Genomic DNA, 13,888 nt, shown 5'->3' on the forward strand with positions numbered 1-13,888 from the left:
GTCGTTCAGCTCCGATAGAGCGCACAGGCCCATGTCGCGCCGGCGCCGTAGGTCACGAGGAGGTTGAGCTGCCCGGCCGGCATGCGGCCTTGCTCGCGCGCGAGGGAGAGCGCAACCGGAAACGCCGCGCTCGCCATGTTGCCGAGCTGGTCGACGGAGATCATGCAGCGCTCGCGGGGCAGCCCGAGTCGCTCGATGACCGCGTCGAGGATGCGCAGGTTCGGCTGGTGCGGCACGACCAGCCCGATATCCCCGATCGTCAGTCGGTGCTTGTCGAGCATCTGCCGGCACGAGTCGACGATGCGCCGCGTCGCGTCCTCGAACATCGGCGCGCCTTTCATCCGGAAGTGGTGGCGGCCGGCCGCGATGTCGTCTGCGTCGATGAAGTGCGGGCGTCGCGCGCCGGGCGCTTCGGTGCTGAGCAGGTCGAACTGGGTGCCGTCGGCGCCGAGCGTCAGGTCGATCAGCCCGTGCGCCGGGTCGTCCGTCGCCTGCAGCAGCAGCGCGGCGGCGCCGTCGCTCAGCAGGATCGACAGGTTGCGGCCGGCGTTGCTCGTGTCGATCCGCCGCGACAGGGCCTCGGCGCAGATCAGCAGCACGTTGCGATACAGGCCGCTCGCGAGGAAGTGGCGCGCGATCTCGATCCCGTAGAGGCCGCCGCTGCATTGCGCGCGGATATCGAAGCACGGCACCTCCCGCAAGCCGAGCCGGGGCTGGATGTAGCACGCCTGCGACGGATCGTGATGATCGGGCGACAGCGTATTGACGATCAGCAGGTCGACGTCGTGTGCCGTCACGCCCGCGTCGGCCATTGCGCGTTCCGCGGCCGGGCATGCGAGATCCGCCAGATGTTGATCGGGGCCGAGATAGCGTCGCGCGACGACGCCGGTGCGCTCGCGAATGAACGCGTCGCTGGTGTCGATCATGCCGGCGACTTCGTCGTTGCCGACGATCCGCTCCGGCAGCGCATGGCCGAACCCGGCGATGACGAGGCGGGCGCTCATGCCTGACCCTCCTGTTCCGTCACGGGGGCGACCGCATCGCCCGCATCGGACACGACGGTTTCGCCCCAGCGCCACAATTGCGCACCGAAGCCCCAGCCCGCGCCCGCGCCGGCAATCACGACCAACGATCCCGGCCGGATCACGCCTTGCCGGATCGACTCGGCCAGCGCAAACGGCACGGCGGCCGACACGAGGCACGCGCAATCGGCCACGCGAATCACGTATTGATCCGGCTTGAGCCCGAGGCGCTGCGCCCATGCGCGCACGAGCAGCGCGGACGGCTGGTGGAACACCATCGCATCGACGTCGGCGATGCCGGTGCCGCTCCGGTGCAGCAGGCGCTCGACGATATCGGGAATGGCCACCGGCATGAAGCGCGAGATGGCCTCCTGCGCTTCGGGCTTGAGCGTGAAATACACGCCGAACGGGTTATCGGTGCTGGTTGCCGCGTCGTCGTCGGCCGCGGCCTGCGCGTTGCGCCACTGCATCGTCACGAGGTCGTAGCGGGTGGCGTCGCTGTGATACGCGGCATCCAGCCAATCGGCGCCATCGGGGTCGGCCGGCGCCGCGACGAGCACGGCTGCGGCCGCGCCGTCGCCGAAGTTCGTCGACGATTTGCTGGTGTAGTCGACCACCGCCGACATGCGCTCCGACGAGCACACCAGCGCCCGCTTCACGCGCCCTTGCTTGATGAGGTTGGCGGCGAGCTGCAGTTGCAGCACGAAGCTCGCGCATTCCATCTCGATATCGGCGTCGAGCGCGCGCGTGGCGCCGAGCCGGTCGCGCAGCGCGCGCGACAGCCGCGGCGCGAAACGGCGCCGGCCGTCGGCGAGCGACACGAACGGCGACGTCATGTTGAACAGCACCAGGTCGAGTTCGGCGGGTTCCACGCCGGCACGGGCGAGGGCGTCGCGGGCCGTGCGCTCGGCCAGCGCCAGCTCGGATTCGCCGGCATCGGGATCGATCATGTAGCGCGATTCGATGCCCCAGAATTGCCACCATTCCGACGGAATGGGTTCGACGCCCGCGAAGACGGGATCGTCGTTGGGTACCTGGCGTGCCGGCAGGCGGCAGGCGAGACTTGCGATTCGGACGTTGTGCACCGTCAGACCTCCATCGTGCTGCAGGCGATGCGCGGCCTGAACGGATCCAGTGTCATGGCGATCACCGTACGTTCATCGTCACGCAACGAAATCGAATCTGCGACGCGCGACGCGAGCCACGCGGGCAGCTGGAACGGGTTCGGGACGTCCGTCGAACCGGCGACGACATCGACGTGGAAATCACGACCCACGTTGGTGGCGATCGATGTCCATCCGCTCAGCCACGATTCGCAGAACAGCGTGGCGGCGCGCCGGTCGATGCGGCTTTGCGCCGCGTCGAGCATCGCGTTGACCGCCGCGGCCGCATTGGCCGGTTCGGCGTCGAATCGACCGGTGGCGCGATCGAACCGGCTCTCGAAGCGGGCCAGCGACAGGCCGCCGTTCACGCGCCGGGGCGCAAGTGCGTCGAGTGTCGCGAACGGGGGCGAGTCGAGGTCCGCGTAGCGGCTCGCATAAGCACGGTCATGGCCGGACGGCGTCAGCACGATCGCCCCTGCACCGTCGGCGAAGCCGCTCGTGGCCACCTGTTCGACGTCCGCGAGCGCTTCCGCACGAATGACAAGCGCGCGCCGATAGCCGAGCTGCCGGCAGTGGCTTTGTGCGAGATCGAGTGCGAGCGTCCAGTCCGCGTCGAGCAGATCGAACACGGCCGCATGTCGCGCACGCAGGTCGCGCTGCACCGGGTGCGCCAGCCGTGGCCCGGCGATCGACGGCGAGTCCGCCATCCGGCTGGGAGAAATCGACAGGCTGACGATCAGATCCAGTTCCGACGGCAGGCAACCGGCTTGCTGCAGCGCTTGCCTGGCCGCCTTGACCGCGTAGTCGTTCGCGCAGGATTGCGCGGTGGTCGCGGGGTCCGGAATGGCCGCCGCGGCGCCGAGAATTTTCATAGCGTATGCTCGTTAAGGACTGCTTGATTCAGAGGGCACAGCGCGCCATGACCCGCCTGACGGAGCACGGCGCGACGCAATTTGCCCGATTCGTTGCGTGGCAAACCGGCGGCGTGATAGGCCACGCGATGCGGACACTTGTACGGCGCAATCACGCTCTTCACATGCTGCTGCAACTGCGTCGTCAATGCGTCCGAGCCGTCGACACCGGGGCGCAGCACCACATGCGCGCAGATGAGCGTGCCGCCCCATTCGTCGATCTGTCCGACGACGCCGCATTCGGCGATATCGGGATGGCGCAGCAGCGCCTGCTCCACTTCGCCGGGCGACACCGTGTAGCCGGAGGTGATGATCATGTCGTCCGCGCGCGCCTGGTAGAACAGATAGCCGTCCTCGTCCAGGTAGGCGCTGTCGCCCGTCAGGTTCCAGCCGTGCTTGACGTAGTCGCGTTGCCGCGCGTCGTTCAGGTAGCGGCATCCGGTCGGCCCCTGCACGGCCAGGTAGCCGATCTCGTAGGGCGGCAGGCAGTGGCCGTGCTCGTCCACGACGGCAACGCGGTAACCGGGCACCGCCTTGCCGATCGCGCCGTCCTTCGCGCCGGCGTCGCCCGTCGACGCAAAGATGTGCAGCATCTCGGTCGACCCGATGCCGTCGATCAGGTGCAGGCCGGTGCGGATCTGCCATGCATCGCGCGTCCATGGCGGGAGCGCCTCACCGGCCGACACGCATTTGCGCAGGGACGACACGTCACGCGTGTCGAGATGGTCGAGCATGGCCCGATAGGCCGCCGGCGCCGTAAACAGGATGCTGACCCGATGCCGCTCGACCGCGGCCAGCAACTGTTCCGGGCCCGCTTTCGGCAACAGCACGACGCTCGCACCGACGCTGACCGGAAACAGCAGCAGCGCGCCGAGGCCGAACGTGAACGCGAGCGGCGGCGATCCGCAGAAGACGTCATCGGCCGTAGGCCTCAGCACGTGCTGCGGAAAGCAGTGGCAGGCCGCCATCACGTCGCGATGAAAATGGACGGTGGCCTTCGGTTCCCCGGTCGTTCCCGACGTGAACGCGATCAGGCAAGGATCGTCCGCGCGCGTTTCGGCAGCCGCGAATGCCGCCGGATAGCCGGCGAGCCAGCGAGCGTTCGGATGCGTGTCGTCCGTCTCGTAGCGCCGCACTTCGCCGCGCCACTGCATGCGCGCCATCGCCGCGTCGAGCTCGGCGGACAGCCCGGCCTCGCAGATGACGTGCGTGACCCGGGCCCGCCCGATGATGGTCGACAGTTCGCCCGCGCGCAGCTTCGGCATCGTTGCGACGGCCACGCCGCCGGCCTTGACCACGCCGAACCACGCGGCGGCCAGCATCGGGTGATTGGCGCCGTGCAACAGCACCCGGTTGCCGGTCACGAGGCCCGCATCGCGGACCAGCATGTTGGCGATCCGGTTGGCGGCATCGCGCAATTCGCGATACGACCACGTGATGCCCGACTCGGTCGTGATCGCCACGCGATCGCCCCAGCCCCGTTCCTCGACTGCGGTATCCAGCAGCGCGGCGGCGCAATTGAGAAACGGCGGAAACTGCAGCCCCGGCAACTCGAAGACAAACGTCGGCCAATCCTCGGCAGGGGGCAAATTCGCGCGGCAAAAGTCGTCCATCGTCAACGCTCGCAAGAGTGTGAGTTCGAAGTTCGCGAAGGCGGTGCGGTGCTGCGCGGCCGGGGCCCATCATCGGGCCCGGCCGCGCAGCCTGAATCGCGATGCCAAAGAGATGTGGTCGGAGCGGCAGGCACCTGTCGCCGAGCGACGCACGGAGAGCCCGGTCAGTCAGGTGATGGCTGGCCGGCTTTTATGGAGGTATACCGTCTCATTTCATTTTCTAAATAAACAATAATTGACCGGTTTAATGCAAATCCATTTGAATTTGAAATTAATCGATCAATTGGATGGGTGTCTAAAAATGCTTGCCGCAAGCTTAGCGGAGGCGATATTGAAAAGTAAATGGAAAAATTGACGGCTGATTGTAATTATTGACTGAAATCGATTCCATTAATCATCGGTATTTTGTGAATTAATCGATTTCGGTAAATCATCTCGCAATTTATTGACTCCGGTGGAGCCTGGCTGCCGGGGCGCTGAATAAAGCGCCGCGAAGTTCACCGGGGCGAAACGCACGTCGCTCCACGAAGCGGATTGCCCGTGCGAAAAGGAGCAAGACCTGCACTCCGAGGAGCAGCAGGGCTTGGGTCGATTTGGATGGAGAGTCAGGGATACGGGCGCCGGGGTCTCGGGTTGCGCCCATATGGTTTCTTTTGATTGTATTAACGAATATTTTGTTTCAGACGGGGAGTCGGATATTCGCCATTCGAGGATTCGGGCGCATCCTAGCTGTCAAGCACGGATAGATTCTCCGGCAATGTTCGTTTGAACATCGCGAGAATCCTGCGCGCCGCCTTCGGCGGCAACTCGATCGCATGTCGCACCGCCGCGGCGATCAATACCATCGTCAATTCCGAGAACGCCGCCAACTGCGCGCCGGGCACTGCCGGCGCGAGATCCTGCAACGCACTCGCCAACAGCCCCGCCAGAAACTCGCCGTCCGCCTGGTCGAGGGCCTGCAGCGCGCGGTCGGCCTGCGTGGCCCGCCAGATGTCGCGCATCAGCGGCTCGTCCGCGAACATCCGGTAATAGCTGTCCGTGATGCGGGCGAGCGTGGCGTGCAGGTCGTCGAGCGTCTTCATCGCGGCGAGGTCGCGCCGCACGCAGTCGTGCCCGGCTTCGTTGTAGCGCTCCGCGAGCGTGCCGATCACGGCCGCCTTGTCCGGAAAGTACTGGTACAGCGAACCGAACGAGATGCCCGTGCGTTCGACGATGTCGCTCATCCGGAACGCGTCGCAGCCTTTCTCGATCATCACCTCCGACGCGCACGCGAGGATGCGCTCGAACCGCTCGCGGCTGCGTTGCTGCGTCGGCACCAGCCGCGCGCGCGCCGGCGCATCCGCTGCCGCCGCGTCGGGCTCGTCGTTCTGCCCCGATTTATGTCGGCCCATGCCGCCTCCGGAAAAACTTGACCTTGCTAATGCGAGAGTCTATCGTGTTTTCTGAAACGCGAGACACTCTCGCATTTTAGTCAAAGGAGACGGTCATGTCGGCACTTCCCACCCTCATCGTCGGCGGTTCGGGCAAGACGGGCGCCCGCGTCGAAGCACGGCTGCGCGCGCGCGGCATCGCGACCCGGCCCGTGTCGCGCACGTCGGCCGTTCGCTTCGACTGGACGGAGCCCGCGACGTGGCCTGCGGCACTTGATGGCGTGTCGGCCGCGTACGTGACCTACCAGCCCGATCTGGCGGTCGAGGGCGCAGTGGACGCGATCGCCGACTTCGCGCGGCTTGCGCGGGAAAGCGGCGTCGAGCGCGTCGTGCTGCTGTCCGGGCGCGGCGAGCCCCGTGCGCAGGCCGCCGAGGCCGCGCTGCAGGCGTCGGGCGTGGGCTGGGGCGTGGTGCGCGCGAGCTGGTTCAACCAGAACTTCTCCGAGGGCTACCTGATCGACGGCGTGCTGGCCGGCGAAGTCGCGCTGCCGGCCGGCGCGGTGCGCGAGCCGTTCGTCGATGCGGACGACATCGCGGACGTCGCGGTGGCCGCGCTCACCGACGCGCGCTTCGCGAACCGCGTGATCGAGGTCACGGGCCCGCGCGCGCTGACGTTCGCCGAAGCGGTCGGCGAAATCGCACGGGCCGCTGGCCGGCCGGTCGTTTATCGCGAGATTCCGGCCGATGCGTTCGTGGCCGGATTGCGCGAGGTCGGCGTACCGGAGCCGGTCGTCGCGCTGCTCGACGATCTGTTCAGCGTGGTGCTCGACGGGCGCAACAGCGCGGTAACGCACGGCATCGAAGCGACGCTCGGGCGCCCGGCCCGCGACTTCGCCGACTATGCGCGTGCGACGGCCGCGACCGGCGTGTGGAGCGCACGATCATGATCGCGTTCGTGACGCCCGCGTTGCTGTGGGGCTCGGCCATCGGCTGCGGGCTGATGGCCGGCGTGTACTTCGCGTTCTCGACGTTCGTGATGACGTCGCTCGGACGGATCGCGCCGCATGCCGGCGTGGCCGCGATGAACGCGATCAACGTCGACATCGTGCGTTCGCCGTTCATGCCGCTGTTCCTCGTGACGACGCTGATGGCGCTGGCACTGGTCGTGCTCGCGCTGCTCGATCGCGACCAGCCGGGCGCGATGGCGGCGGTCGCGGGCGGCGTGCTGTACGTGTTCGGCATGTTCGCGGTGACGATGGCCGTCAACGTGCCGCTCAACGATGCGCTCGCCGCGGCCGATCCGTCGACCGCCCATGGCGCCGCGCTGTGGACGCGCTACGTGCACGACTGGACGATGTGGAATCACGTGCGCACGGTGGCGTCGGCCGCCGCATGCGTGTTTTTCATCGTGGGGATTGCGGCGCGGTAGCGCCGTGCGTCATGCGGTGCGCGCGGCCTGCGCGGGCAACCGGTATTCGGCGATCGTACCGGCGTCGAAGGCGATCAGCGCACCGCGTACCGGATCGTGCCGCCGGGCGATGAAGCCAGGAAGCGCCCCGAGCGGCGTGCCCGACGCCAGGCTCCAGATCGTCGTGCCGGCGGGCGTGGCGACGTACAGCGATGCGCCGTCGCTGAACAGGTCGCCGATCCGCTCGGGTTCGGTCGCCATCGGGATGCGCCGGTCGTGCGACTGCAGGGCTTCGTTCACATCCAGGATGCGCACGCCGGCATCCTGCCCGGTTTCGGCGAATTCATCCTCGTCCCAGTCGGCAAGCCCCCAGTACGCGACGTGCCGGTTGTCGATCCAGCAGGCAGGTGTGTCCCAGTCGTCGCGCTGGGTCAGGCTGACCACCGATGCGCCGTCCTCGCTTTCGAAGGGGTTGGCGTCGAGCCAGGCATCGACCGACCATGCGCGCGGGATCGAAACGGGGTGCCATACCCATCCGTCCTCGAACAGCCGGCTGCCGTCAGGGCTCGGCACGAGCCGGCCGTGGAAGTAGTCGAGGTAATGCGCGGGCCGGTCGTGGTTGGCGTACGGCGCGATGTCGCGCGGGGTCAGCGATGCGCCGGTGGCCGGGTCGGCCGCGTCGAGCCGGTTCCATGCGGTGCGGTGCACGAAGATCGTGCGATCGCGATGGCGAAGGAAGCATGCGCTGAACGGGACGGTATGCGCGTAGTAGTCGCCGCCGTCGAGCTGCATCGTCGGCTTGCCGGTGGCGACGTCGACGACGAGGCCGTGCCGCCCGTAGTCGGTCACGATCGCCGCGTATCGGCCGTCAGGTGACGCGTGCAGGCGATAAGCGGCCGTGCCGAACGCCGTGTGACCCGTCGCAGGCGGGAGCGGCGGCAACGGCACCGGACAGAGCCCCGTGCGATGCCGCGTATCGAGATCGACGCCGTGCAGCGAGCCGTCCGCCGTCAACACGAGCAAAGGGCCGTAGTCGGCCTGAACGGCGCAGATGTCGACGATCGGCGCGTGTTCCCACGCGAGCGTATCGACGGTCTGGATTGCGTGCGTCGATGCTGACGAACGGTGCGGGCTGATCGTGTTCATGGCCGCGATTCTATCGCCCACGGCGCCCGTGGCGCGCCCGACCACGCGCTACGCGTAAAACGCCGACGGCGACACGCCGAAATGCCGCTTGAACATCGCGGAGAACGCGCTCTGGCTGCTGTAGCCGTGATCCATCGCGACGGTCAGCACTTTCTCGCCGTGCGCGAGGCGCTTGAGCGCGAGCAGCAGTCGCGCCTGCTCCCGCCAGCGGCGGAAGCTGAGCCCCGTCTCGCGCCGGAACGCGCGATGCAGCGTACGGACCGACAGGCCGAGCCGGTCGGCCCATTCGGCGATCGTGCGCGGATCGTCGGGCGCGGCGACGAGCGTGTCGCAGATCGTCCGCAGCCGTGCGTCGTGCGGCCACGGCAGGTACAGCGGCAGCAGCGGCGCGACCGTCACCTCGGCGAGCAGCAGGTGCATCAGGTGGTCGTGGCGCGAGCCCGGCGCGTAGTCGAGCGGTACGTCGACCGCGGCGAGGATCAGCTCGCGCAGCAGCGGATGCACTTCCACCACGCAACTGCGCGCGGGCAGGTGCTCGACCGTGCCCGGTTCGACGAACACGGTGCGCATCTGCACGTCGCCGCTCATCTGCACCGTATGGTCGAGGCCGGCTTCGAGCCACACGCCGCGCGTCGGCGGCACGACCCACGACGCACCTTCGGACTGCACGTGCATCACGCCCTCGATCGCATAGAGCAGTTGCGCGCGGCGATGGCTGTGCGTCGCGATCGACGTGCCGTGCGGGTACGCCGCCGCCATTGCCGACACGGGCATCGGCGTCGATTCGTAGCGCAGGTGCGCAAGCGGCGGGGTGGGCACGAGTGTCCGATTGGCGATAAGTCCTGACATTTTGGCGTGAGACAGGCAGTTGGGCGGGCGGGCACGATGGCGTTCCGATTCACGCCTGCACCCTGTCACGATATTAATCCGTCAAACGCGATGAACAAGCCTCCTTTTCTGTTTCCCTTCTGCGCGATCGCGCTGTGGGCCGGCAACGTGGTCGTGTCGAAGCTGTCCGCGTCGACGATCGACCCGTCGGCGATCACGTTCTACCGGCTGCTGCTCGCCGTCGCGCTGATGAGCGTGTTCACGTTGCGCCCCGCGTGGCGCAACCGTGCGGCGCTCGTCGCGCACCTGCCGAAGCTCGCGGTGCTCGGCTTTCTCGCGATGGCGCTGTTCCAGAGCCTGTCCTACGAGGCCGCGAAGACGACGAGCGCGACCAACATGGCGATCATCACGGCACTCGTGCCGCTGATGACGATGCTGCTCAGCTCGCTGCTGCTCGGCGATCCGCCTGGCGCCGGCATGGTCGGCGGCGGGGTGCTGTCGCTCGCGGGCGTCGTCTACCTGATCGCCGAGGGGCACCCGACGACGATCGCCGCGCGTGGCGTGCATACGGGCGACCTGCTGATGCTGGCCGCCTCGGCCGCGTATGCGCTGTACGGCGTGCTGCTCAAGCGCTGGCGCATCGGTGCGCTGCCGGCGTGGCAGTCGACCTACGTGCAGGCGCTCGCCGCGCTCGTCTTCATGGTGCCGATGCTGCTGCGCCTGCCCGCGCAGGCGGCGTGGCCGACGCGCGCGAGCGTGCCGTTGATCCTGTATGCCGGCGTGCTGGCGTCGGTGGTGCTGCCGTATCTGTGGATGCAGGGCGTGCGGCTGCTCGGCCCGAGCCGTTGCGCGATGTTCATGAACCTGCTGCCGTTGATGACGGCCGGCGGCGCGATCGTGCTGCTCGGCGAATCGCTGCGGCTGTATCACCTCATCGGCGGCGGCGTGGCGCTCGTCGGCGTGGCGATCGCACAGCGGTTTCCGTTTCAGGCGAGTGCGTCGCAAGGGGTGCGGCAATGAGCGGCGATCGCGACCTGCAGAACCTGATGGCCGCGCTGCCGGATGCGTGCGCATCCGTCGAGGGGCCGGCGCTCGCGCATCAGCTCGAACGGATCGCGACCGCGCTCGAAGCGCTCGCGGGCACCGGCCGGCCGGCGGCCGTCGATTTCGACGCGGCCGTTGCATTCCGCTGGCGCGGTTTCGGCGGCGGGCCGCGGATGGCGCCGCTCGAACCGGTCGCCGCGCCTGCGCTGATTGCGTTCGAGGCGCTGCGCAACGTCGAGCGTCAGGTGGCGATCGTCGAACGGAACACGCGGCGGTTCGTGCGCGGGTTCGCGGCCAATCACGTGCTGCTGACCGGTGCGCGCGGCACCGGGAAGTCGTCGATCGTGAAGGCGTGCCTGCACGCATTTGCGCCGCACGGGCTGCGGTTGATCGAAGTCGGCAAGGAGCAGTTGAGCGACCTGCCGGCGATCGTCGAGCTGGTGCGGGCGCGGCCCGAGCGGTACATCGTGTTCTGCGACGACCTGTCGTTCGAGGCAGGCGAGACCGGTTACAAGGAACTGAAGACGGTGCTCGACGGCTCGGTCGCGAGCGACCTGTCGAACGTGCTCGTGTACGCGACGTCGAATCGCCGCCACCTGATGCCCGAGCAGGCGAGCGACAACGCGAATGTGTCGCGCGCGGAGAACGGCGAGCTGCATCCGGGCGACGCGGTGGAGGAGAAGATCTCGTTGTCCGAACGCTTCGGGATCTGGGTGACGTTCTACGGGTTCACGCAGGATGCGTATCTGGCCGTCGTCGAAAGCCGGCTCGTCGAAGCCGGGTTCGATGCGGAGCAGATCCGCGCGGCGCGCGAACCGGCGCTGCAGTGGGCGCTGGAGCGCGGTGCGCGGTCGGGGCGGATTGCTGCGCAGTTCGTGCGGGATTACATCGGGCGGCTGGCGGACGAACCTGACGCGGATGAAAAATGAACGCGCACGCGCGCGGCGAGCGGGTTGAGCAGGGCGTTACAACACCCGTTCCGACAACACGCGAAACGCGACATCCGGCACGACGAAGCACAGCGGTTCGCCGGTCGCGCCGATGCGCGCGAGGAACTCGCCGCCGCCCACCGGTTCGACCGGTTTCAGCGGCCGGACCGCATCGATGTCGATCGGCAGGTCGATCGACGCATGGGCGAGGCCGTCGCAGTCCGCGACATGCGCGACGGCCGCGTGCTGCAGCGACAGGTAAGCGACGGCATTGCGCCAGCTTCCGAAGAACGGCGCGAATGCCGCGGGGAGCGCGTAGTCGCTCGACACGCCCGCCGAGCAGTGAAAATCAGGCGCGCTCCCTGTCCCGCCGGACAGCAGCGTTCGATAACGTCCGTCCTGCGCGGCATGCGTGAAGCGCGCGGCAAGATGCGACGGCAGCGCGTCGCTGAAGAGCCGGCTGCCGAGCGCATAGAGCGGATGATCGAACACGTTCTTCACGAACAGCACCGTGCGATCGGCCGGTACGCCACCCGGCAGCGCATCGACGTAAAGCCGCCAGTTGCTTTGCAGCGGCGACGGGAACAGGCGTCGCAGCGGGCCCGCGATACGCGGGCCGAAATGGCGGTGCGCATAGGTGAGGATCGTGAACGGCGTGCGGCCGTCGCGGCTCGCGAGCGTGACGCCGCGCGGCACCAGGTGCGCGACGGCGGCAACCTCGACGAGCCACGTGCAGTACACGACGTTCTCGACGTCGCTAGCGAGCTGCAGGAACGGCAGCCGCGACAGCAGCGCGCGGCGGGTGCGCAGCAGCGGGCGGTTCGCGACGAGCCGGTTGGCGAGGCGGCCGATGGGGCCGGCGGATGGGTACACGAAGGCGTTGTCTTGGCGCATGAGCGGCATTGTGCCGATGTCGCGGAGCGGGCGGAAGCGGTATCGCGGCGCCCCTGTCGAATCTGTCAGTGCCTGCCTTTGCCGGTCAGAGATCGCGCGCGGCCCGCGCGACGAACGCCGCGATGGCCGAGTCGTCGCGGGCGACGAAGCGCCACTGGCCGACCGTCGTCGCCACGATCAGGCCGGCCTCGCGCAGCACGGCGATGTGTGCCGACACGGTCGATTGCGACAACCCGCTGCGCGCCACAATCGCCGAGAGCGGCACGCCGTGGCACGCGTGCAGGCGTACGTCACCCGGAAGCCTGTCGGGCGACTTCAGCCAGCGCAGCACGTCCCGCCGGAACGGATGCGCAAGCGCCTTGTGGGCGAGCGTGTCGTCGACCATGGTGCGCGCCGGCTCAGCGCCGCCCCCCGCAGCGATGCACGAGCGCGGCGGCGAGCCCGGCCGCGATGCCGAACGCGACCACGCCAGGCCAGCCGACGCGGGCCATCAGCGCACCGCTGACAATCGCGCCGAGCGCACCGCCGACGAACGTTGCGGTCATGTAGAGGCTGTTGATGCGGCCCTGTGCGTTCGGATCGGCGGCGAACGCGCGTGTCTGGTTCGCGACCAGACCGGCCTGCACGCCGATGTCGAGCACCACCACGCCGATCACGAGCAGCGCGAGCGAACTGCCGGCGCCGGCGAGGATCAGGTAGGAGACGGTAACGATCGCGATGCCCAGGCCGATCACGCGCCGCGTGCCGATGCGATCCGACGCCCGGCCACCGATCGTGGCGGCCAGCGCGCCTGCCGCGCCGATGATGCCGAAGCCGCCGGCCCACGCACTGCCGAGATGCCACGGGCCGTCGGCAAGCAGCGCCGCGAGATTGACCCAGAATGCATTGAACGCGGCCCACAGCAGCGCTTGTACGGTCATCGATTCACGGATCGGGCGATGCGCGCGCGCCAGCGTCCAGAGCGACGCGAGCAGCCGGCCATACGGCAGCGTGGTGCTCGGCACGCCGCGCGGCAGCAGCCACGCGGCGGCGACTCCAACCGGCACCATCGCGGCAGCCTCGACGCCGTACACCGCGCGCCAGCCGGCGTGCGCGGCGATCAGGCCGCTGACCGCGCGGCCGAGCAGGATGCCGACCATGATGCCGGTGACGACCGTGCCGACATTGCGTCCGCGTTCGCCGGCCGCCGACATCGCGGCCGCGAACGGTACCAGTTGCTGGGGCACGCAGCTGACCACGCCGAGCCCGAATGCGGCGCCGATCAGCGCCCAGACCCCCGGCGCGAGCGCGGATGCCACCGCGAACGCGAAAGCCAGCACGATCTGGCCGAGCACCAGCTTGCGTCGGTCGTAGCGATCGCCGAGCGGCAGCAGCAGCGCCAGCCCGGTTGCGAAGCCGAGCAGCGCCGCGCCGGCCACGAGGTCGGCCGTCGCCGGGTCGGCATGCAGATCCCGCGCGATCAGCGGCAGGATCGGTTGCGTGCAATAGATGTTGGTCACGACCGCGCCGGCAATGGCGGCCATCGCGACGATCCTGCCGCGCGACGCGGCGGCATGCTCTGCGGTGGCCGCGACGGGCGGCATGCCGGAGGCGAGGGGCAATTCGTTCATGGCAGGCTCC

14 protein-coding genes are annotated in these 13,888 nt (G+C 68.4%); 4 read left to right on the plus strand and 10 right to left on the minus strand.

What is annotated here, in order from left to right:
• Positions 1 to 5: 5 nt before the first annotated feature.
• The 5 genes from HAV18_RS20970 to HAV18_RS20990 form a co-directional block, all read right to left on the minus strand.
• Positions 6 to 1,004 carry a ketoacyl-ACP synthase III gene (locus tag HAV18_RS20970; RefSeq protein ID WP_166959251.1) on the minus strand — a complete coding sequence of 333 codons (999 nt, stop codon included), beginning with the start codon at positions 1,002 to 1,004 and terminating at the stop codon, positions 6 to 8.
• The gene (locus HAV18_RS20975) at positions 1,001 to 2,131 is read right to left on the minus strand and encodes a 3-oxoacyl-ACP synthase III family protein (RefSeq protein WP_166959776.1); all 1,131 of its coding nucleotides are present in this window, start codon (positions 2,129 to 2,131) and stop codon (positions 1,001 to 1,003) included. The genes HAV18_RS20970 and HAV18_RS20975 overlap by 4 nt, the downstream gene beginning before the upstream one ends.
• Positions 2,110 to 2,997, minus strand: coding sequence for a hypothetical protein (locus HAV18_RS20980; RefSeq protein ID WP_166959253.1), 888 nt, complete (start codon positions 2,995 to 2,997; stop codon positions 2,110 to 2,112). Before HAV18_RS20980 ends, HAV18_RS20975 begins: the two co-directional genes overlap by 22 nt.
• Complete coding sequence (locus tag HAV18_RS20985) at positions 2,994 to 4,649, minus strand: AMP-binding protein (protein ID WP_166959254.1); 1,656 nt, start codon at positions 4,647 to 4,649, stop codon at positions 2,994 to 2,996. The genes HAV18_RS20980 and HAV18_RS20985 overlap by 4 nt, the downstream gene beginning before the upstream one ends.
• Before the next feature lie 725 nt (positions 4,650 to 5,374).
• Positions 5,375 to 6,040 (minus strand): TetR/AcrR family transcriptional regulator, encoded by a 666-nt coding sequence (locus HAV18_RS20990; protein ID WP_166959256.1) that lies wholly within the window; start codon positions 6,038 to 6,040, stop codon positions 5,375 to 5,377.
• A 95-nt stretch (positions 6,041 to 6,135) separates the two neighbouring features.
• Between HAV18_RS20990 and HAV18_RS20995 the strand changes: the two genes are divergently transcribed.
• Together HAV18_RS20995 and HAV18_RS21000 are read left to right on the plus strand one after the other, a co-directional pair.
• A complete protein-coding gene (locus tag HAV18_RS20995; protein WP_166959258.1) occupies positions 6,136 to 6,966 on the plus strand; it encodes an NAD(P)H-binding protein in 831 nt (276 codons plus the stop codon).
• Complete coding sequence (locus HAV18_RS21000) at positions 6,963 to 7,448, plus strand: DUF1772 domain-containing protein (protein ID WP_166959260.1); 486 nt, start codon at positions 6,963 to 6,965, stop codon at positions 7,446 to 7,448. Before HAV18_RS20995 ends, HAV18_RS21000 begins: the two co-directional genes overlap by 4 nt.
• A 9-nt stretch (positions 7,449 to 7,457) precedes the next feature.
• On the opposite strand, the gene HAV18_RS21005 is transcribed toward HAV18_RS21000, so the two are convergent.
• Complete coding sequence (locus tag HAV18_RS21005) at positions 7,458 to 8,573, minus strand: hypothetical protein (protein WP_166959262.1); 1,116 nt, start codon at positions 8,571 to 8,573, stop codon at positions 7,458 to 7,460.
• 48 nt (positions 8,574 to 8,621) lie between these two features.
• Positions 8,622 to 9,422: a helix-turn-helix transcriptional regulator gene (locus HAV18_RS21010; protein ID WP_166959264.1), complete on the minus strand. Its 801-nt coding sequence runs from the start codon at positions 9,420 to 9,422 to the stop codon at positions 8,622 to 8,624.
• Positions 9,423 to 9,512: 90 nt separating this feature from the next.
• Between HAV18_RS21010 and HAV18_RS21015 the strand changes: the two genes are divergently transcribed.
• Positions 9,513 to 10,421 carry a DMT family transporter gene (locus HAV18_RS21015; protein WP_166959266.1) on the plus strand — a complete coding sequence of 303 codons (909 nt, stop codon included), beginning with the start codon at positions 9,513 to 9,515 and terminating at the stop codon, positions 10,419 to 10,421.
• A gap of 26 nt (positions 10,422 to 10,447) precedes the next feature.
• Positions 10,448 to 11,374 (plus strand): ATP-binding protein, encoded by a 927-nt coding sequence (locus tag HAV18_RS21020; protein WP_208102073.1) that lies wholly within the window; start codon positions 10,448 to 10,450, stop codon positions 11,372 to 11,374.
• Positions 11,375 to 11,410: 36 nt separating this feature from the next.
• Here the strand turns inward: HAV18_RS21020 and HAV18_RS21025 are convergent, their stop codons facing one another.
• The 3 genes from HAV18_RS21025 to HAV18_RS21035 all read right to left on the minus strand — a co-directional run bounded on the left by HAV18_RS21025 (position 11,411) and on the right by HAV18_RS21035 (position 13,878).
• Positions 11,411 to 12,277 carry a DUF2071 domain-containing protein gene (locus HAV18_RS21025; RefSeq protein ID WP_166959270.1) on the minus strand — a complete coding sequence of 289 codons (867 nt, stop codon included), beginning with the start codon at positions 12,275 to 12,277 and terminating at the stop codon, positions 11,411 to 11,413.
• Positions 12,278 to 12,353: 76 nt separating this feature from the next.
• Positions 12,354 to 12,653 (minus strand): helix-turn-helix transcriptional regulator, encoded by a 300-nt coding sequence (locus HAV18_RS21030; RefSeq protein WP_166959272.1) that lies wholly within the window; start codon positions 12,651 to 12,653, stop codon positions 12,354 to 12,356.
• Between the two features lie 13 nt (positions 12,654 to 12,666).
• Positions 12,667 to 13,878 carry an MFS transporter gene (locus HAV18_RS21035; protein ID WP_407062435.1) on the minus strand — a complete coding sequence of 404 codons (1,212 nt, stop codon included), beginning with the start codon at positions 13,876 to 13,878 and terminating at the stop codon, positions 12,667 to 12,669.
• Between the last annotated feature and the right edge of the window lie 10 nt (positions 13,879 to 13,888).

The organism is Burkholderia sp. D-99, from assembly GCF_011605345.1.
In the GTDB taxonomy this organism is placed as follows: Bacteria; Pseudomonadota; Gammaproteobacteria; order Burkholderiales; family Burkholderiaceae; genus Burkholderia.

What these genes read in the sequence shown, in the direction of transcription:
- HAV18_RS20980 (WP_166959253.1), bottom strand. Translation starts at nt 2,997, where the DNA reads ATGAAAATTCTCGGCGCCGCGGCGGCCATTCCGGACCCCGCGACCACC.
- HAV18_RS21000 (WP_166959260.1), top strand. Translation starts at nt 6,963, where the DNA reads ATGATCGCGTTCGTGACGCCCGCGTTGCTGTGGGGCTCGGCCATCGGC.
- HAV18_RS21015 (WP_166959266.1), top strand. Translation starts at nt 9,513, where the DNA reads ATGAACAAGCCTCCTTTTCTGTTTCCCTTCTGCGCGATCGCGCTGTGG.
- HAV18_RS20990 (WP_166959256.1), bottom strand. Translation starts at nt 6,040, where the DNA reads ATGGGCCGACATAAATCGGGGCAGAACGACGAGCCCGACGCGGCGGCA.
- HAV18_RS21030 (WP_166959272.1), bottom strand. Translation starts at nt 12,653, where the DNA reads ATGGTCGACGACACGCTCGCCCACAAGGCGCTTGCGCATCCGTTCCGG.
- HAV18_RS21005 (WP_166959262.1), bottom strand. Translation starts at nt 8,573, where the DNA reads ATGAACACGATCAGCCCGCACCGTTCGTCAGCATCGACGCACGCAATC.
- HAV18_RS20985 (WP_166959254.1), bottom strand. Translation starts at nt 4,649, where the DNA reads ATGGACGACTTTTGCCGCGCGAATTTGCCCCCTGCCGAGGATTGGCCG.
- HAV18_RS21025 (WP_166959270.1), bottom strand. Translation starts at nt 12,277, where the DNA reads ATGCCGCTCATGCGCCAAGACAACGCCTTCGTGTACCCATCCGCCGGC.
- HAV18_RS21010 (WP_166959264.1), bottom strand. Translation starts at nt 9,422, where the DNA reads ATGTCAGGACTTATCGCCAATCGGACACTCGTGCCCACCCCGCCGCTT.
- HAV18_RS21035 (WP_407062435.1), bottom strand. Translation starts at nt 13,878, where the DNA reads ATGAACGAATTGCCCCTCGCCTCCGGCATGCCGCCCGTCGCGGCCACC.
- HAV18_RS20970 (WP_166959251.1), bottom strand. Translation starts at nt 1,004, where the DNA reads ATGAGCGCCCGCCTCGTCATCGCCGGGTTCGGCCATGCGCTGCCGGAG.
- HAV18_RS20995 (WP_166959258.1), top strand. Translation starts at nt 6,136, where the DNA reads ATGTCGGCACTTCCCACCCTCATCGTCGGCGGTTCGGGCAAGACGGGC.
- HAV18_RS21020 (WP_208102073.1), top strand. Translation starts at nt 10,448, where the DNA reads ATGGCCGCGCTGCCGGATGCGTGCGCATCCGTCGAGGGGCCGGCGCTC.